The 17710-nt window shown below is 60.9% G+C and carries 15 protein-coding genes; 12 read left to right on the top strand and 3 right to left on the bottom strand.

Going from position 1 to position 17710, the window contains the following annotated elements; all coding sequences use genetic code 11:
• The first annotated feature begins 303 nt into the window (after nt 1-303).
• From ABTV22_RS11800 to ABTV22_RS11765, 8 genes are all read left to right on the top strand, one after another.
• Nucleotides 304-651: a hypothetical protein gene (locus ABTV22_RS11800; RefSeq protein WP_433740293.1), complete on the top strand. Its 348-nt coding sequence runs from the start codon at nt 304-306 to the stop codon at nt 649-651.
• A gap of 63 nt (nt 652-714) precedes the next feature.
• Nucleotides 715-1962 carry an MFS transporter gene (locus ABTV22_RS11795; protein ID WP_433740291.1) on the top strand — a complete coding sequence of 416 codons (1248 nt, stop codon included), beginning with the start codon at nt 715-717 and terminating at the stop codon, nt 1960-1962.
• Nucleotides 1963-2184: 222 nt separating this feature from the next.
• Complete coding sequence (locus ABTV22_RS11790) at nt 2185-2697, top strand: sigma-70 family RNA polymerase sigma factor (RefSeq protein WP_433740289.1); 513 nt, start codon at nt 2185-2187, stop codon at nt 2695-2697.
• Nucleotides 2698-3675, top strand: coding sequence for a FecR domain-containing protein (locus tag ABTV22_RS11785; protein WP_433740287.1), 978 nt, complete (start codon nt 2698-2700; stop codon nt 3673-3675).
• A gap of 109 nt (nt 3676-3784) precedes the next feature.
• On the top strand, nt 3785-6217 hold the full coding sequence (locus ABTV22_RS11780) for a TonB-dependent siderophore receptor (RefSeq protein WP_433740286.1): 2433 nt from the start codon (nt 3785-3787) through the stop codon (nt 6215-6217).
• Between the two features lie 56 nt (nt 6218-6273).
• Complete coding sequence (locus ABTV22_RS11775) at nt 6274-7461, top strand: ABC transporter substrate-binding protein (RefSeq protein WP_433740284.1); 1188 nt, start codon at nt 6274-6276, stop codon at nt 7459-7461.
• Nucleotides 7458-8519, top strand: a complete 1062-nt coding sequence (locus ABTV22_RS11770) for a FecCD family ABC transporter permease (protein ID WP_433740282.1) — start codon at nt 7458-7460, stop codon at nt 8517-8519. Before ABTV22_RS11775 ends, ABTV22_RS11770 begins: the two co-directional genes overlap by 4 nt.
• Nucleotides 8513-9268: an ABC transporter ATP-binding protein gene (locus ABTV22_RS11765; protein ID WP_433740280.1), complete on the top strand. Its 756-nt coding sequence runs from the start codon at nt 8513-8515 to the stop codon at nt 9266-9268. The genes ABTV22_RS11770 and ABTV22_RS11765 overlap by 7 nt, the downstream gene beginning before the upstream one ends.
• A 263-nt stretch (nt 9269-9531) precedes the next feature.
• Here the strand turns inward: ABTV22_RS11765 and fhuF are convergent, their stop codons facing one another.
• A complete protein-coding gene (gene fhuF / locus ABTV22_RS11760) occupies nt 9532-10221 on the bottom strand; it encodes a siderophore-iron reductase FhuF (protein WP_433740279.1) in 690 nt (229 codons plus the stop codon).
• 198 nt (nt 10222-10419) lie between these two features.
• Between fhuF and ABTV22_RS11755 the strand changes: the two genes are divergently transcribed.
• A complete protein-coding gene (locus ABTV22_RS11755) occupies nt 10420-12123 on the top strand; it encodes an ABC transporter ATP-binding protein/permease (RefSeq protein ID WP_433740277.1) in 1704 nt (567 codons plus the stop codon).
• A gap of 120 nt (nt 12124-12243) precedes the next feature.
• Here the strand turns inward: ABTV22_RS11755 and ABTV22_RS11750 are convergent, their stop codons facing one another.
• Nucleotides 12244-13197, bottom strand: coding sequence for a LysR substrate-binding domain-containing protein (locus tag ABTV22_RS11750; RefSeq protein ID WP_433740275.1), 954 nt, complete (start codon nt 13195-13197; stop codon nt 12244-12246).
• A gap of 351 nt (nt 13198-13548) precedes the next feature.
• Between ABTV22_RS11750 and ABTV22_RS11745 the strand changes: the two genes are divergently transcribed.
• From ABTV22_RS11745 to ABTV22_RS11735, 3 genes are all read left to right on the top strand, one after another.
• A complete protein-coding gene (locus ABTV22_RS11745) occupies nt 13549-14727 on the top strand; it encodes a M20 aminoacylase family protein (RefSeq protein ID WP_433740274.1) in 1179 nt (392 codons plus the stop codon).
• Nucleotides 14728-14768: 41 nt separating this feature from the next.
• Nucleotides 14769-16070 carry an MFS transporter gene (locus tag ABTV22_RS11740; protein WP_433740272.1) on the top strand — a complete coding sequence of 434 codons (1302 nt, stop codon included), beginning with the start codon at nt 14769-14771 and terminating at the stop codon, nt 16068-16070.
• A gap of 347 nt (nt 16071-16417) precedes the next feature.
• Nucleotides 16418-16930, top strand: a complete 513-nt coding sequence (locus ABTV22_RS11735) for a PaaI family thioesterase (protein ID WP_433740270.1) — start codon at nt 16418-16420, stop codon at nt 16928-16930.
• On the opposite strand, the gene ABTV22_RS11730 is transcribed toward ABTV22_RS11735, so the two are convergent.
• Nucleotides 16927-17676, bottom strand: a complete 750-nt coding sequence (locus tag ABTV22_RS11730) for a hypothetical protein (protein ID WP_433741371.1) — start codon at nt 17674-17676, stop codon at nt 16927-16929. The genes ABTV22_RS11735 and ABTV22_RS11730 overlap by 4 nt on opposite strands.
• Nucleotides 17677-17710 lie beyond the last annotated feature (34 nt).

The raw sequence follows: 17710 nt of genomic DNA, 5'->3' as shown, positions 1-17710 counted from the left end.
GTATTGATTGCGCACCTATGTATCAGATCAAATACATGTCTGGTCGGTGCCGGGCGCGTAAACCTGATCAACCGCGGGCCGCCCCACCTGTAGGAGCGAGCACGCTCGCGATGGTCGGCAACGATAACGCTGGGTGCCTGATACCCAGCGGTGTTCTCGGGTACATCGCGAGCATGCTCGCTCCTACAGGAGGAACTGTTAATCTGTCGCGCTTTTTGAATTGCAGCGATGGCACTGCCTGACAATTTCGGGGGGCGATGTCGTCTACAGTTCAGGAGGTCATCAATGACTGAGCCCTGATCCATGGCCTTGAGCGGATCAGGTGCGACAAATGCAAATCGCAAGGGAGGAATGCACATGCACGGCTATGGAATGGCAGGAGACCTACTCCACCTGGCTCTGTATTTACTCAGTATCGGGTTTTGGGCGCTGTTCTTTATCGTCTGCATGTTCTGCCCAAAACAGCGTTTGAAAAAACGCCTGGGTACCCATGCACTGCTGATCGGCCTGCTGTTTTTTCCGGTGTTGCCGGCGACCATCGTCGGTGGCGCATTGATCGCATTTGGTATCGAAAGCCTGATCTGGAGTCTGTGCATCGCCGGTGTCGGAATACCCTTGGCCGGTTTGCAGCTTGTCCGGCGATATGCCTGAGTTGCCTTTGGCCAACCGGCTGACCGACCTACCCTGCGCATTGTTTAAAACCGAGACTGACCCATGTCCCATGCGGGTATCGAAAAGAGTTTGCCTGTTCGCGTTTTGATCTACCTGCTGTTCACGATCCAGCTCATCTCAATGGGCGCCATGGAAATGAGCGGGCCTTTCTGGCCAGTCCATTTGCGTGAAATGACCTCGTCGGAATCGCTTTTCAGTTTTGCCAGCATCGCGGTGTATGTCGGGCCGATGCTGGGCATTTTGCTGACCAGCGCATTCTGGGGCCGTATCGGCGATCGATATGGCCACAAGCTGATGATGATCCGTGCCCTGGCCGGATTGGCATTGACCCAGTTCGCCCTGGCCTTCGCCAATGACATCTGGCTGATCCTGATGCTGCGTTTGCTGCAGGGTGCCTGCGCTGGCTACATCGCCCCTGCCCAGGCTTACGGGGTAAGCATCGAGGCGCCGTCACGGCGCGCGCGGCTGTTTGCCATCCTGCAAATTTCCACCAACGTGGGGTCGTTGCTCGGTGCCGTTGTCGGTGGCTTGATTCTCGACCTTGCCACCTTCTTCTGGATCAACATCGTCGCCGCTGCGCTGTGCGCGCTGTGCACCGTGGTCGCGGCAGTGACATTGCCGGATGTGCCGCCGGTGAAAAAAGCGCCTCCAGCGACTCTTCAAGGCACGGATGCCCGCAAGACCGCCAGCCCGTGGCGCGACTCGCCACTGCTGCCGCTTCTGGCGATCATGGGCATCCTCTTGCTGGCGCGGATGCTGCCGCAAACGTCGTTCTCACTGTATGTCAGCTCGGTCTTCGGGGTCAGCAACGCCGTGGTGGGACTCTGCTACGGACTGCTGGCACTGGGTTTCATCCTCTCTGCAACGCCCTGGGCCCGGTACTTCGAACAGCGATCTCAGGCGCAAACCCTTCAGCGAATCATCGGCATCGTCGTCGGTTGCATCGGCCTGACCGCGCTGGCGGGCACGACACATAACCCGGCAGTCTTCGTGATGACCTATTTCCTCTGGGGCGTACTGCTGGGCGCTACGACGCCGGTACTCATGACGCTTGTCTCCCGGACGGCTGACAGTTCCAGCCAGGGCCATGTGCTGGGCATTGCTCAGGGCACTTCACAATTTGCCTCCATCGCGGGCATCTGCGTCGGGGGCCTGCTCAGCCAGGTTTATGGTTTGCAGTACACCTACCTGTTCGTGGCTGGGGCTTATGTCGTTGCGCTGGTGATGCTGATTGCCATGCGGTATCGGGCGCCGGTTGTGCTGACGAGCGAATCGCCCCCGGCAGAATGATCGGGAAACCCGTAGGAGCAAAGCTTGCTCGCGATGGCGCTCGTCCAATCAGCAACGATGGCGCCTGATGCTACGCCATCGCGAGCAAGCTTTGCTCCTACAAGGGATGCGTTTCAGATGTGAGCACGAAAACAACCAGGACTACCCGCCAGCCGGGCTTGCAGGCAGTTGATGCTTTCCAATACCATCTGCAAATAATTCTCAATTAGAAACTTTTCCCCCATGAGCGAAGCCCTGTCCGCCCACGCCACCCGCCTGCGCACGGTCGAAGACCTGTACAGCGGCCACCACAGCTGGCTTTACGCAAGATTGCGTAAAAAGCTGGGCAACGCGATGGATGCGGCAGACCTGGCCCACGATACGTTCACCCGAATCCTGGCTTCGAATGTCGGTGTGGTCGAACAGCCTCGGGCCTATTTGAGTTGTGTCGCCGGCGGGATACTCGCCACCTGGTGTCAACGCAAAGCGCTGGAGCGCTCTTATCTCGCCGCGCTGGAACACCTGCCCGAAGCCGAGGTTCCCTCGCCGGAACACCGCTACCTGATACTGGAAACACTGCATGAAATCGACGCCATGCTCGATACCCTGCCCCCTCTGGTCAAACGTGCCTTCCTGCTGTCGCAAATCAGCGGCATGAAGTACGAGGACATCGCCGAGCAAATCGACGTATCGCTCATCACCGTCAAGCGCTACATGAAGCAAGCCTTTTTGCAGTGCTTGACCCTGGTGCAATGAATGAATCAAGCCACGCGTGCCGCAGTAATAGACCCCGTTGCCCTCGAGGAAGCCGCCGAATGGCTGATGTGCTTGAGCGCGTCCGATGTCAGCGATGAAGACCGGGCGGCCTGGGCGATCTGGCGCAACAGCAGCCCCGAGCGCCATCAGGCCTGGTGTCGTGCGGAATTGGTGATGGGCAAGCTCGGTGCCGTCCCGCCGTCCCTGGCGATGCGCACACTGGATCGCCCAACCAGTCCGAGCCGTCGCGCTGCGGTGGCCAAGCTGGCGGCGATACTCGCGCTGGCGCCGCTGGGCTGGAGCAGCTGGAGACTGACTGAGCAACAAGGTTGGACAGCGGACTACCTCTCCTCCGTAGGCGAGTGTCGCGAATTGACCTTGGCCGACGGCACGCAAATCTTCCTGAACACCGACTCGGCCATCGATGTGCGTTTCGATGCCAGCCAGCGCCTCATTCGCTTGATGCGGGGAGAGATTCTGGTGCAGACCGCGCCCGATAACGTCGTGCCCTCGCGCTCCCTGCGAGTCATGACGGACGAAGGCCGGATGCAAGCCCTCGGCACACGGTTCTCCGTGCGCGAGACATCGGGCCGTACGTATCTGGCGGTGCTCGAAGGCGCCGTCAGGATCGACCCCACTAACAGCAAGAACACCGAGCCACTGGTAGTCCAGGCCGGTCAGAAAACCGACTTCAACGCCAGCACCACCAGTACCGTCACGCCCGTCGACAAAACTGCCACCGCCTGGACGCAGGGCATGCTGCTGGCGGACAAAATGAGGCTGGCGGATTTCATCGCCGAACTGGGTCGTTATCGTCGGGGCTTCATCCGCTACGAACCGGCCATTGCCAACCTGCTGATATCCGGCACCTATCCGGTCGACGACCCGCAACGAGCGTTGAACATGCTGGTGTTGACCTACCCGCTGACCGCCACCAGTCGCCTGAACGGCTACTGGGTTTCACTCTCCCCCCGCTGAACATTCAACCCACTGAAAAAATAGTGGCCCGAGGCTGATACTTTTTTGCATCTCATTTGGCTAACAAGACAGAGCCCCAATCAACGTTAGTCAAAAGGACCCATCTGTCATGTCTGTTGCGAGTCGACCTTGCGGTGAGCGCGTGTTAACACTGGCCATCCGCGCCGCCATGCTGAGCTGTATCTTTGCCGCAGGAAGCGCCAATACCTGGGCCGCAACGCCCAAGCAACTGGATGCTGTCGAGACCAGGACCTATGACATTTCCGCCGGTCCATTGGGGCGTGCACTTTCCACCTTTGCCATGGAATCGGGCATTGCCTTGTCCTTCGACCCGGCATTGACCGAAGGCCTGGTCAGCCCTGGCCTGACGGGTACGTACTCGGGCCGCGACGGCGTCATGCAATTGCTCAAAGGCAGCGCACTGGAATTGGTCGAGCGTGAAGACGGCAGTTACACCCTCGTGCCTCGTCTGGCCGGCAGCGCCGACGGCCTGACCCTGGCCGCGACCAACATCAACGCCACCTACACGGGCCCCACCACACTGCCAGACGTGCTTGCCGGCGGCCAGGTCGCCCGTGGTGCACGCCTGGGCATGCTGGGCAACAAGGATGTGATGGACACCCCCTTCAGCGTGACCAGCTACACCGCCAAGACCCTGGCCGATTTGCAGACGGTGACCGTTGCCGATGCCCTGGAACGCGATCCTTCCGTGCGCTCCACCGGCCAGACAGGCGGGATCGTCGACTCGTTTTTCATTCGGGGTTTCCCGGTAGGTGAAGGCAACCTCGGCGAACTGGCCTTCGACGGCGTGTACGGCGTGGCACCCAACTATCGTGTGTTCACCGAATACGCCGAACGGGTCGAAGTCCTCAAGGGACCGGGTGCCCTGATGTACGGCATCTCGCCCAACAGCGGTGTCGGCGGTGTGATCAACATCGTTCCCAAGCGGCCACTGAGCGAGGACCTGACTCGCTTCACCGCCAGCTATGCCTCAGACACTCAAGTGGGTGGTCATCTGGATGTCAGCCGCCGCTTCGGTGACGAAAATCAGTTCGGCGTACGTTTCAACGGCAGCCTCCAGGGCGGCGACACCGCCATCGATGATCAGGAACGGGCTGTCGATATCGGCGCCATTGCCCTGGATTATCAAGGCGAACGACTGCGCTTGAACCTGGACTTCATCAGCCAGAAAGAAAGCTTCGACGCCGCCTCGCGCCCGTTCACCGTCGCGCCGGGCATCGATGTCCCATCGGCCCCGAACGGCCGCACCAACCTGCCCCAGGACTGGGGGTGGTCAGACACCAAGGAGCAATCGGCCTTGCTGGGCGGCGAATATGACCTCAACGACTCGGTCACAGTATTCGCCCATGGCGGTGGCGGCCGATCCGATGTGAAGCGCATGTCGGACCAGGTGCCGAGAATCCTCAACGACGCCGGCGACACCACCAACATCCCCGGGTACTACAAATTCAACGTCGACCGCTCCACCGCCGACATCGGCATGCGCGGTATCTTCGCCACCGGCCCGATCACCCACATGACCACGCTAATGGCGACCCAGTACCAGGACGAGTTGTCCAGGGGCATCAACAACGGCACGCCCATCAATTCGAACATCTACCATCCGGTGGACGTACCCAAGCAGTTCATCAACGCACCCAAAGTGCTGCGAATCTCCGAGTCGGAACTGTCCGGCGTCGCACTGACCGACACGATGTCGGTGCTGGACGACCGCCTGCAACTGACCCTGGGCGTGCGCCGACAGGACATCGAAACACGCAACTACAGCGCGACCGGCTCGGTGAGTTCCAAATACGACGACAGCGCCACGACGCCCGTGGTCGGTGTGGTCGTCAAACCCTGGGAGAACGTCTCGTTCTACTACAACTACGTCGAAGGTTTGAGCAAGGGCGACATCGCCCCGGCGACCGCGGCCAACTCCGGCGAGGCATTCGCGCCCTACGAGACCAAGCAGCACGAACTCGGGGTCAAGGTCGAGCACGGCACGTTCATCAGCACCCTGGCGCTGTTCCAGATCGAGAAGCCCAGCGGTGAGCTGGGTGCCGGCAACCAGTTCTCGGTCCAGGCCGAACAGCGCAATCGCGGTGTCGAGCTGAGCATGTTCGGCGAGGTGGCAACGGGCACTCGCCTGATGGGTGGCGTGACCTTCCTCGATGGCGAACTGACCGACTGGGCCACGGCTGCCAATCGCGGCAACGATCCGGTGGGCGTGCCTGACGTACAGGCCAACCTCTGGGCCGAGTGGGACACGCCGTGGATGGAGGGCTTTACCCTCACTGGCGGTGCGATCTACACCGGCAGCCAGTACGTCAATCAGGCCAATACCCAGGAGCTGGACGCCTGGACCCGCTTCGATACCGGCGCTCGCTACGCCACCAAAATCGAAGGTCGCCCCACGACATTCCGCGCCACGGTACAGAACGTATTCGATCGTGAGTATTGGTCGGGGGTGGCGTCCTATGGCGCGTTCTCGCCGGGCTATCCGCGCACGCTGCAGCTGTCGGCCACGGTTGATTTCTGACCCATATGGCACTGGCCTGAGCGTTAATTCCCCTGTTCAACGATAGAGATTCGACTATGGCTTTTCAGCGTCGATTGAGCGCTGTGTGCTTTGCCCTGCTGTTCGCAGCGATGGCGGGTATGGCGCTACTGGCGTTGCTGCCCCGTGGCGCCGTCGCCGCCGATCAGCAGCCGGTGACAACAACAGTGACCGACCTGCTGGGTCGTCAGGTCCAGGTTCACGTGCCCGTGCGGCGCGTGATCCTGGGCGAAGGCCGGCAACTGTATCTGGTGGCCGCGCTGGATACGCAAAACCCGATGCAACGTATCGTGGGGTGGCGCAAGGACCTGATTCAGTCCGATCCGGATACCTGGTCGGCGTACCTGCGCAAGTTTCCCGAGATGGCCAACATTCCCACCTTCGGTGGCTTTGAAGACGGCACCTTCGACATCGAGCAGGCGATCTCGCAGCAGCCGGACGTGATCATCCTCAACATCGAGGCGCAGCACGCTACCGAAGATGCGCGCTACATCGAGAAACTGGGGGCGCTGGGCATTCCGGTGGTCTACGTCGACTTTCGCAACAACCCGATGGAAAACACCGAAGCGACCATGCGCCTGTTCGGCAAGCTGTTCGGCAAGGAAGCCCGCGCCGAGGAATTCATCGAGTTTCGCGCCCGGCAGATCGCCCGGGTGACCGATGTCATCGCCGCGCACAACCCGCCCCGCCCCAAGGTGTTCATCGAGCGCATCGGCGGCTACACCCAGGATTGCTGCTTGAGTTTCGGTAATGAGAACTTCGGCAAATTCGTCGAACTGGCCGGTGGCGATAACGTGGCCAAGGGCATCATCCGTGGCACCTTCGGGCAATTGAATCCGGAACAGGTGCTGGTCTCCAACCCAGACCAAGTGGTGATCACCAGCGCCAACTGGGAGGCGTTCGCCCCTCAAGGCAGTTGGATCGGTGTGGGACCGGGAGCGGATCTGGTCGAGGCGCGGCGCAAGCTCGCCCCCTACACCCAACGCCCGGCCTACTCTGGCATCAAGGCGCAGCAGGACCAGCAATTCCATGCCATCTGGCACCAGTTCTACAACAGCCCTTACCAGTTCGCGGCGATCCAGCAGTTGGCCAAATGGTTCCACCCGGACCTGTTCGCCGACCTTGATCCGGACGCCGGCTTTCGCGAACTGCATGAACGCTTTCTGCCTGTTCCCTACGAGCCGGGTTACTTCCTGAGCTTGAACAAGACCGAGGTTCGCCCATGAGCGCAGTCGATTTGAACGAGGTGGGACAGCGCCAGGTCTACCGTGGGCTGGTGCTGCGCAAACGCCTGATCCTGGGCGGTTTTGGCGTTTTGCTGATCATGAGCCTGCTGCTCGATCTGGCCCTGGGCCCGGCGAACTACGGCATCGGCGAAGTGTTGCAGGCACTGTTTTCTCCCGATACCGCGCCCGCCCAGGTGCGGGTGGTGATGTGGGAGATTCGCCTGCCGGTAGCCTTGATGGCGGTGGTGGTCGGCGCCGCGCTGTCACTGGCCGGCGCACAGATGCAAACGATCCTGAACAATCCGCTGGCCAGCCCTTTCACCCTGGGTATCAGCGCCGCCGCCAGCTTCGGTGCGGCGTTGGGCCTGGCGTTCGGTGTGGCGCTGTTCCCGGTCATCGCACAGTACATGGTGCCGCTCAACGCGTTCATCATGGCCATGCTCTCGGCCGGGCTGATTCACCTGCTGAGCATGCGCCGTGGGGTCACGGCGGAAACCATCGTGCTGCTGGGGATTGCCCTGGTGTTCACCTTCAATGCCCTGCTCGCCCTGGTGCAGTACTTCGCCACCGAACAGGCGGTGGCGGCAGTGGTGTTCTGGACCATGGGCAGCCTGACCAAGGCCACCTGGCCGAAGCTGGCCGTGGTGACGGTGGTGATCCTCATCACGCTGCCGATCTTCGTCCGCCGTGCCTGGGCCATGACGGCCCTGCGCCTGGGTGACGACAAGGCCGCGAGCTTTGGCGTGAATGTGCCGCGCCTGCGCTTGCAGACGCTGATCATGGTCAGCCTGCTCGCTTCGTTTCCGGTGGCCTTCGTCGGCACCATCGGCTTTATCGGCCTGGTCGGGCCGCACATCGCACGGATGGTGATCGGTGAGGATCAGCGGTTCTTCCTGCCGGCCTCGCTGCTGACCGGCGCATTGATTCTGTCGTTGAGTTCGGTGATCAGCAAAACCCTGATTCCGGGGGCGATCTTCCCGATTGGCGTGGTGACGTCGCTGATCGGCGTGCCCTTCTTCATTTCTCTGATTCTGGGCGGGAAAAAGAACGCATGGTGACGATACGACTGGAGGGGCTCGGCGCACGTTACGGCAAGCGCGAGATCATCTCGAACATCAACACCGGGGACTTTTGCGGCGGCCAGGTGGTGGCCGTGATCGGGCCCAATGCTGCCGGCAAATCGACCCTGTTCAAACGCATGGCCGGGCTTATTGCCGGGCCCGGCGAGGTCGTTTTGAAAGGCTCGAAAAAGGGCCCGCAAGGCATTTGCTACATGCCGCAGAACATCAACGCCAATGCACGCCTGACCGTCTACGAATCGATCCTGCTGGCCAGCAAGCAATCGACGCCGGGATGGCGCGTGCAGGACGCAGAGCTAAACCTGGTCGATGGACTCCTGCATTCACTGGGGATCAGCGAACTGGCGTTCAGAAACCTCGGGGAACTGAGTGGCGGCCAACAACAACTGGTGTCCATCGCCCAGACCCTGGTCCGCGAGCCGGAAGTCCTGTTGATGGACGAGCCCACCAGCGCCCTGGACATGCGCCGTCAGGTCCAGGTGCTCGACTTCATGCGCGCGGTCGCCAAGCGCCAGCAAGTCATTGTCTTCATCGCCATCCATGACCTGAACCAGGCCATGCGCTTTGCCGATCAGGTGCTGGTGATTGCCGATGGCACCGCACAAGGCAGCGGACCGTGCGAGGAAGTCATCACGGTGGACATGTTGCGCGACGTCTACCGCATTCAGGCCCGCATCGAGAAATGCAGCCAGCAGGCCAGCCATGTGATTGTCGATGCGATTGTGTAGCGAGCAGTGGGAATACATGTCCCTGTAGGAGCGAGCATGCTCGCGATGGCGGTGTGTCAGTCGCTATAGATGTTGAATGTGCCGGCCCCTTCGCGGGCAAGCCCGCTCCCACAGGTTTAGTGTTTATCCGCAAAACCCGTCAGCGACACACATCACTGTGGGAGCTGGCTTGCCAGCGATGAAGTAGTGTCAGGCAGAGCATCACTGGCTGCCCCACCGACATCGCGAGCAAGCTTTGCTCCTACGAGTGTTCTTCGAGAAGGTCAATCGCCCTGGTAGATGGAGTGCAGGTAACTTACCTGCTCGGCCACCGGCAGGCGGTGCAGCTTGGGGCAGGACTCGCACAATACGGGTGGCTCGCCTTCGACTGGCTTGTGCAATTGGTAATGCAGGCAGCAATGCCGACGCAAAGGCAGTCGGGGGACGATCTGCGGCGCGGGTGATTCGACTATTCGTTGCAGACCCCGCAACTTCAGGCGCCCGTCGTTGACGATCGCTTGTTCCAGCCATTGGTGCGCCTCGGCGAATCCGTCCCTGGACAACTCGGCGTCCATTCTCGCGAAGGCGCCGTCCCAGATGGCGACCATGTTGCCCCACAATACTTTCGGCGCCAGGCCACCGGCAGCGGCCAAGGTGGCAAAAAGCGGTGTCAGGTGTTCGTGAACCAATCGCGACCAGTAGGCCGCGCGGTCTTTTCGAAGCAGTGTGGCGGGTTGGACGGTCAAACCGACGGACTGGGGTGAACCATCATCGTGTAGCAGCACGGCCTCCCCGTTCCAGAAATCGATCGCACCCTGACGGGTGAGGACACAGGCGAACGCGGCCGGCAGGACGATGCTCATGTAGTTCATCGACCACTGCGAAACCACGGCCGCGCGGTTCACCCCCGGATACAGCAGGGCGAAGCGCGTCAGCAAGGGTTGCAGCAAGGCGGGATCGGCAACCTGGCTCAAGGCAATTGAAGGCCGATCCCCCGGCTCATTGCAGATGACCTGAGTGATCGGCGGCCAGGCCTGGTTGAGCCATTCTGGAAATTCGATGACGGGTCTCCCGTGGCTTTCCCTAATGAATGCAAACGATTAGCATTGGCAGATCGTATCCTCCCTCACTTGCAAACTCAACGTCGCTAGCGACCGGGCCATCACGACCTCATGCAAACACTCCGCAATTTCTGGCGTCTGGCCGGGCCTTTCTGGGCCTCGGAAGAAAAGTACCCGGCGTTGCTGTTGCTGGTGACCACCGTGGTGATGACCCTGTGTCTGGTGGGGGTCAACATCCTCACCAACTTCTGGAACCTGCACTTCTACAACGCCTTGCAGGCTCTGGATTACCACGGCTTTATCGTCGGCAGTGCGCAATTCATCCTGCTGCAGATTGGCACTGCCGCCTTTACCGTCGCCGCGTTTCACTTCCAGCAAAAGCTGACATTGCGCTGGCGCCGCTGGGCGACCCGCAACCTGCTCGAGCAATGGCTGGGTCACCAGCGTTATCAGAAACTCAAGCTGACCGAAACCGAAGTCGACAACCCCGACCAGCGGATTGCCGAAGACATCGACCTGTTCATTGTCAAATCGCTCAAGTTGAGCCTGGGCTTGTTGACGTCGGTGGTTTCGCTGTTTTCCTTCCTCCACATCATCTGGCAGGCCTCCAGCCTGGTCAGCGTGCCGTTCGCCGGTGACTCGGTGGTGATTCCGGGGTTGCTGGTGTGGATTGCCATCGTCTATGCGTTGGCGGGCACGGGGCTGGCGTTCTGGCTGGGGCGCGCGTTGCCACGGCTGAATTTCATGCAACAGCGGCGCGAAGCGGACTTCCGTTTTTCGCTGATGCGCCTGCGGGAAAACGCCGATTCGGTGGCCCTGTACAAAGGCGAGGCCGTGGAAAACCTGCGATTCAACCAACGCCTGGAAGCCGTGCTGGAGAACTTCTGGGCCCTGGTGAAAAAGCAGAAGCTGATCATGGGTTACTCGACCTTCTACCTGCGCAGTGCCACGGTCATCCCGATGTTCATCATGGCGCCGCAGTTCTTCGCCGGCGCCTTCCCCCTCGGCCGCCTGACCCAGATCAGCGCCGCCTTCGGCGAGGTGCACTCGGCCATCGCCTATCTGGTGGAGGTGTTCCCGGAGCTGTCGGCGTGGAAGTCAGTGATCGACCGGCTGATCGGTTTTCAGGAGCGCCTGGACAAGGTCGAGGTCAACTCGAACGTCGTTGAAGGGCATCAGCTCGAAGGCCTCGAGATCAAGGACCTCGATATCTGGCTGCCCAACGGCCGGCGCCTGTTCGATGGTTTCAACCTGTCACTCAAGCCCGGTGACAGCCTGTTGATCAGCGCGCCTTCCGGCTATGGCAAGTCGACCTTCATTCGCACCGTGACCGGGCTCTGGCCCCATGCACGGGGCGTTGCCAGCTACGACCGCGAGCGGGCCCTGACCCTCTCACAAAAACCATATCTGCCGTTGGGCAGCCTGCGCGAAGCGCTGTGGTACCCCATGCCCCCGGATCGCGAGGCTGACAGCACCCTGCGCTTGCTCATGCAGCAAATCGGTTTGCAGCACCTGAACGAACAGCTGGACCGGGAACACGACTGGTCGCAGACCCTGAGCGTCGGCGAACAACAACGCTTAGCCTTCGTCCGCGCCCTGCTCGCCCGCCCTGCGGTGCTGTTTCTCGACGAGAGCAGCTCGGCGCTGGACGCGGCCAACGAGGCGCGCTGCTATCAGTTGCTCAAGCAGACCCTGCCGGACACGATTCTGATCAGCGTTGGCCATAACGCTTCGCTGGAGCGTTTTCACTGGCAGGTGCTGGAGTTGCAAAGCGAGGCGCGGTGGCTGCATCGCCGGGTTGAGCAGCCGGTTTGAGTGCTCACTGAAAATCAAAACCTGTAGGAGCTGCCGAAGGCTGCGATCTTTTGATTTTGCTTTTCAAGATCAAAAGATCGCAGCCTCGTTGCACTCGGCAGCTCCTACATGAAGCAAAGCTCAAATCAACAGATCCAGCGTATCGAACAGTTCGACATCCTCCGGTCGCGCCGAGCGGGCCCGGCGGCGGATGACCTGGAACAGGCAATCGACGAAACACTGGGCAGCAACACCCAACTGGGCATTGCGCGGGGTAACGATGCCGATGGTGTCGGTGGCGAAGGTTTCCGACAGAGTCAGGCGTGCCACCCGTTCGCGGTAGATTGGCACAGTGAGCATCGGCTCCGGGAAGTAGCTGAGCATGTCGGTCTGTTCGATCAGCGATAAGGTCAACTGCGGCGAATGCGCCCGATGGATGTGTTGCATGTCGATCTGCGCGCCGTGTTGCCAGAACAGCTCGGTCATCAGGCCTTCGTGGCTGGCATCGGGGTAATTGAGCACCCAATCCTGATCCAGCAAATTGTGGATGGAACGGCTGTCACGGCGTGGATGACCGTGGCGCGCCACGACGGCCATGTGGTAGGAACAGATCGGTTCGCAGACGAACTCCGGACGCGGCAGCAACGAAGACACCAGCCCCACTGCAAACTCCATGGTGCCGTCGCGCAAGCGCGGCAAGGTCACCGCCATCAAGCCTTCGAAGACTTCCAGGCGCACACGGGGCATGCGTTGACGGAACAGCGTGACCACCTCCGGCAACAGGGTCATGCCCATCCACGGCGAGATGCCCAGGCGCAAATGCCCTTCGGCCTGATCGCTCAGGTGAGCCAGTTCCAGTTGCGCACGCTCGAGTTGGCTGAGCATCTGCCGTGCATGCTGCAACAGCGATTGACCGTATTGGGTCAGCACCACCCCGCTGGCGTTGCGCACCAGCAGCGGCAATTGCAGTTGCTCCTCCAGCTCACGCAGGGCCTTGGCCACCGCCGTCTGCGAGACCTCCAGTTGCCGCGCCGCCGCACGAATGCTGCCGCAATCGGCAATCATCACCAGCGCGCGCAATTGATGCAGCTTCATCCTTTCCTCCCAACTCTGGGGTGTAAACCCTGGGTTTTCAGCCCCGCTTTTTTGCGACTGCCGTGGCCTTCGCCAACTCATTAGGATCGCAGGGTATCAGTCGAACCTCCAAAAACGACCCATAAAAACGCAAAGCTGATTACTCAAGAGCGAGCAAACAAGTTTGTGGCGAGGGGATTTATCCCCGCTGGGCAGCGAAGCGGCCCCCTGCGTTATTTCAGACAAAACGAGTTGTCTGGATTTACGACTGCTGCGCAGCCGCACGGGGATCAATCCCCTCGCCACAGATTCCCTCCTCTCTTGAAGATTGTCTTGAGCGAACAGTAGTCAAATAACAACGAGGAATTTTTGATGCTCAACCTGCCTGCCCTGCCCGGCATTCGCGCGCTCGAAGACGAGATGATCGCGTTGCGTCGACACATCCACGCCCACCCGGAACTGAGCTTCGAAGAGTTCGCCACCGCCGATCTGGTGGCGGGTAAGCTCACCGAGTGGGGCTACGAGGTACATCGTGGCTTGGGCGGCACCGGCGTGGTCGGGCTGTTGCGCAACGGCCAGGGCAACAAGATGATCGGCCTGCGCGCCGACATGGACGCCTTGCCGATCATCGAGCAGACAGGCCTGCCCTACTCCAGTCGCCACGACGGCGTGATGCATGCTTGCGGTCATGACGGTCACACGGCGATGTTGCTGGCGGCCGCCCGGTATCTGGCCGAGAGCCGCGAGTTCGATGGCGCGTTGGTGGTGATTTTCCAGCCTGCCGAGGAAGGCGACGGCGGTGCACAGCGCATGCTCGATGACGGGTTGTTCGAGCGCTTCCCCTGCGATGCGGTGTTCGCGATGCACAACATGCCGGGCCTGCCGGTGGGCAAGCTCGGCTTTCTGCCGGGGCCGTTCATGGCCTCCACCGACACGGTGACCATCCGCATCGACGGCGTCGGCGGTCACGGCGCCATGCCGCACAAGGCGGTGGATCCGGTGCTGGCGGGATCGGCCATTGTCATGGCGCTGCAGAGCATCGTCGCGCGCAATGTCGACCCGCTCGACACCGCGGTGGTCACGGTCGGTGCTTTCCATGCCGGGATCGCTGCCAATGTGATTCCCGATCACGCCGAGTTGCAGTTGAGCGTGCGCGCCCTCAAGGCCCAGGTGCGTGATGAACTGATTGCGCGGATCACCGCCGTGGCGCAAGCCCAGGCGACGAGTTTCGGCGCTCGCGCCACCGTCGAAGTCGATGAAGCCCAACGTTTTCCCGCGCTGTTCAACCATCCCGACAGCACTGCATTCGCCCGGCAAGTGGCGCTGGACTGGGTTGGCGAAGACGGGCTGATTCGCGACATGAAACCGCTGACCGGCAGCGAGGATTTCGCCGTGATGCTGGAGCGTTGCCCCGGCTGCTACCTGCTGATCGGCAACGGTGACGGCGAAGGCGGCTGCATGGTGCATAACCCCGGCTACGACTTCAACGACGACTGTCTGGCGACGGGTGCCAGCTATTGGGTTCGGCTAGTGGACACCTTCCTGGCCTGATTCGCACTCGACAACCGCCCTCGTCTTCTGGAGTTCGTCCCATGTCCACTCCCGTTTCTACTGCCATGCCAGCCGCCACCGCAGTGCGCCGACCGATCGGCGCACGCGCCATCGCCGCCATCACCATCGGTTCCGGCCTTGAGTTCTACGATTTCTCGGTCTACAGCTTCTTCGCCACCCTCATTGGTCGGCAGTTCTTTCCGGTCGAAAGCCCGCTGGGGCAATTGCTGCTGTCGCTGGCAACCTTTGGCGTCGGCTTTGGCATGCGCCCCATCGGCGGCCTGGTGCTGGGCGCCTATGCCGATCGGGCCGGGCGCAAACCGGCGATGATGCTGACGTTGTGGTTAATGGCCCTGGGGTCGCTGCTGTTCGCCATCGCGCCGACCTATGCACAAATCGGTATGGCCGCGCCGGTGATCATCGTGTTGGCGCGGCTGATCCAGGGCTTCGCCATCGGCGGTGAAGTCGGCGCTTCCACTGCCATGCTGATGGAATACGCCGACGACAAGAGTCGTGGCTTTTATGGCAGCTGGCAGTTGTTCAGCCAGGGCCTGAGCTTCTTGCTCGGCGCGCTGGTGGCCCTGGCCCTGAGTTCGAACCTGTCGCCCCAAGCGCTGGAAAGCTGGGGTTGGCGCCTGCCTTTCGTGCTGGGCATTATGGTGATCCCGGTGGGCGTCTACATTCGCCGCCACCTCAAGGAAACCGCTGCCCAAGCCCAGGGCCATGAACGCGAGTCGGGCATTCGGCTGATCTTCACCCGTCATCGCCGGACCATCCTGACCGGTGTGCTGCTGGTGATTGGCAGCACGGCGTCCAGCTACATCGTGCTGGACTACATGACCAACTACAGCGTCACGGTGCTTCACCTGCCGATGAAAATGGGGACCACCGCTGCCTGTCTCGGCGCGCTGGTGCAGATCAGCCTGTCGATCTGGGCTGGGCGGTTGAGCGATCGCATCGGCCGTCGTCGTACTGTAGCCCTGGGTGCTATTGCGATGCTGTTGCTGATCTATCCGGCGTTCATGTTGATGAATCAGTACCCCACGTTGGCCACGCTGTTGGCTGTCTCGTTGGTCACCACGTTACTGTTGGTGCTGATCACCGTGCCGACCCTGGTGCTGGTGACGGAGCTGTTTCCGCGCGCGGTACGTGCCACCGGTTTGTCGATTGTTTATTGCCTGGGGGTTTCGGTGTTTGGGGGTTTTGCGCAGTTTTTTGCCACCGGGTTGATTGGCCTGACGGGCAACAATAATGCGCCGGCGTTGTATGTGATGGGGTGTCTGAGCCTGACGTTGGTGGGGTTGGCGATGGTGAAGGAAACGGCTGGCAAGCCGTTGGGCTGACCTGGGATGCTTTTGCTCGCGATGGCGGTGTATCAAGACAGCCCATGATTGACGGGGCTGCCATTATCGCGAGCAAGCTTTGCTCCTACAGGGGATGCGTTCGTTTGGAAAAGACCGTAGGAGCGAAGCTTGCTCGCGATGGCGGTGTATCAGACAGCCCATGATTGACGGGGCTGCCATTATCGCGAGCAAGCTTTGCTCCTACAGGGGGATGCGTTCGTTTGGAAAAGACCGTAGGAGCGAAGCTTGCTCGCGATGGACGTTAACGTTAACGTTAGCCTCCTGAATAATCGCGTTGCCCAGCCGCTTTTCGCGAGCAAGCTCGCGCCTACATAGGATGATCAGGCATGACCACCTGCGACACTTCCCTGCAAGACACCGCCGCGCCGGATGGCGTTTGCTATGGCTGCGGCAGCAGCAATCCCCATGGGTTGCACATCAAGAGTTACTGGCATGAAGACGGCGAGCATGTCGTGGCCGACCACGTGCCGGATGACAAGTATTGCGGCTGGCCGGATCTGGTGTACGGCGGCCTGATCGCGATGCTGGTCGACTGTCATTCCAACTGGACGGTAATGGCGTATCACTACCGCGCCGAACAGCGCGATGTCGCCAGCCTGCCCCGCATCAATTGTGTCACTGGCAATCTGGGCATCAAGTTCATCAAGCCAACACCGATGGGCGTGCCGCTGACTCTGCGGGCAAAAGTGCAAGGCGAAGTCGGACGCAAAACCCGCGTCATTTGCGAGGTTTACGCAGGCGACGTGCTCACGGCAGTAGGCGACTCGGTGTTCGTTCGGGTCGATACCGGGCACCTGGCGGATGCGGCGCATGGGCGCCAGGGCGACGCCGGCCGCTAAAACATGTGATACAGCACCATCCCCCCCTCGGCGTCCGGGCTTGCGTCAGAAAAGCCCTTGACCGCGTACAGTTGGACCTTCCACTCGTGGTTGAGCTTGTGCGTGAGGAACAGGGTGAACTCCTGGATTTGCGAACCGGTGGAGACGACTTTCTGCCGCCAGTCGTAGGAGGCACCCGCCGTAGTGCGTGCGGCCACGGGAAAGGCAAAGCCGAGGGTGGCAAATATCGGATCGTCGAAATTGGTGTCAGGTGGATCACCGAACTTTTTCCACCCCAGCGTCCCAAAGCCCGTCACCCGACCGAACGCCTTGGCGATATCAACTTGAGCGGTATAGTCGGTTTTGCCGGTGCCCAGGCACTGGTCTTCATCCGCCGTGGGGAACTTGATTTTGCCGATCAAATCCAGCAAAACGCCCCCCTCACTGCCATCGAGCAAGGCATAACCTGCGCTGGCGACCGTATCGCCCATGCCACTTTCCACATCCCTGCAACCACCGGGCAACGGGTCGCCTTCGGGACCGACTTCGGGATTGGTGATGCGTAACCAGGGGATGGTGACCTTATAGGTCATGGGACCGGTTTCATACTTTCCCACGACCGGGACGTACCAGATTTCCGACGTGGTGCCCGTGCCATAGTCGCCGCTTGAATAGTCCAGACCAATGGCCGTGCTGAAGGTATCGGCCGGGGCCGGCACGGCAAAACTTGCCAACAAGCCGGCAAAAAGAGGAAGCATGGGTCTCATCTTCACCTCAAAGTCCTGTTGAGAAGTGTGAGTG

It is taken from the genome of Pseudomonas putida (assembly GCF_050990305.1).
Classification (GTDB): domain Bacteria; phylum Pseudomonadota; class Gammaproteobacteria; order Pseudomonadales; family Pseudomonadaceae; genus Aquipseudomonas; species Aquipseudomonas putida_AH.
This window is presented reverse-complemented; position numbering and strand designations above follow the sequence as displayed.

Bases quoted from the DNA above. Each gene is read 5' to 3' on its own strand.
- ABTV22_RS11745 (WP_433740274.1), top strand. From the start codon at position 13,549: ATGCTCAACCTGCCTGCCCTGCCCGGCATTCGCGCGCTCGAAGACGAG.
- ABTV22_RS11735 (WP_433740270.1), top strand. From the start codon at position 16,418: ATGACCACCTGCGACACTTCCCTGCAAGACACCGCCGCGCCGGATGGC.
- ABTV22_RS11770 (WP_433740282.1), top strand. From the start codon at position 7,458: ATGAGCGCAGTCGATTTGAACGAGGTGGGACAGCGCCAGGTCTACCGT.
- ABTV22_RS11755 (WP_433740277.1), top strand. From the start codon at position 10,420: ATGCAAACACTCCGCAATTTCTGGCGTCTGGCCGGGCCTTTCTGGGCC.
- ABTV22_RS11740 (WP_433740272.1), top strand. From the start codon at position 14,769: ATGTCCACTCCCGTTTCTACTGCCATGCCAGCCGCCACCGCAGTGCGC.
- ABTV22_RS11730 (WP_433741371.1), bottom strand. From the start codon at position 17,676: ATGAGACCCATGCTTCCTCTTTTTGCCGGCTTGTTGGCAAGTTTTGCC.
- ABTV22_RS11750 (WP_433740275.1), bottom strand. From the start codon at position 13,197: ATGAAGCTGCATCAATTGCGCGCGCTGGTGATGATTGCCGATTGCGGC.
- ABTV22_RS11790 (WP_433740289.1), top strand. From the start codon at position 2,185: ATGAGCGAAGCCCTGTCCGCCCACGCCACCCGCCTGCGCACGGTCGAA.
- ABTV22_RS11780 (WP_433740286.1), top strand. From the start codon at position 3,785: ATGTCTGTTGCGAGTCGACCTTGCGGTGAGCGCGTGTTAACACTGGCC.
- ABTV22_RS11765 (WP_433740280.1), top strand. From the start codon at position 8,513: ATGGTGACGATACGACTGGAGGGGCTCGGCGCACGTTACGGCAAGCGC.
- ABTV22_RS11800 (WP_433740293.1), top strand. From the start codon at position 304: ATGGCCTTGAGCGGATCAGGTGCGACAAATGCAAATCGCAAGGGAGGA.
- ABTV22_RS11785 (WP_433740287.1), top strand. From the start codon at position 2,698: ATGAATCAAGCCACGCGTGCCGCAGTAATAGACCCCGTTGCCCTCGAG.
- ABTV22_RS11775 (WP_433740284.1), top strand. From the start codon at position 6,274: ATGGCTTTTCAGCGTCGATTGAGCGCTGTGTGCTTTGCCCTGCTGTTC.
- ABTV22_RS11795 (WP_433740291.1), top strand. From the start codon at position 715: ATGTCCCATGCGGGTATCGAAAAGAGTTTGCCTGTTCGCGTTTTGATC.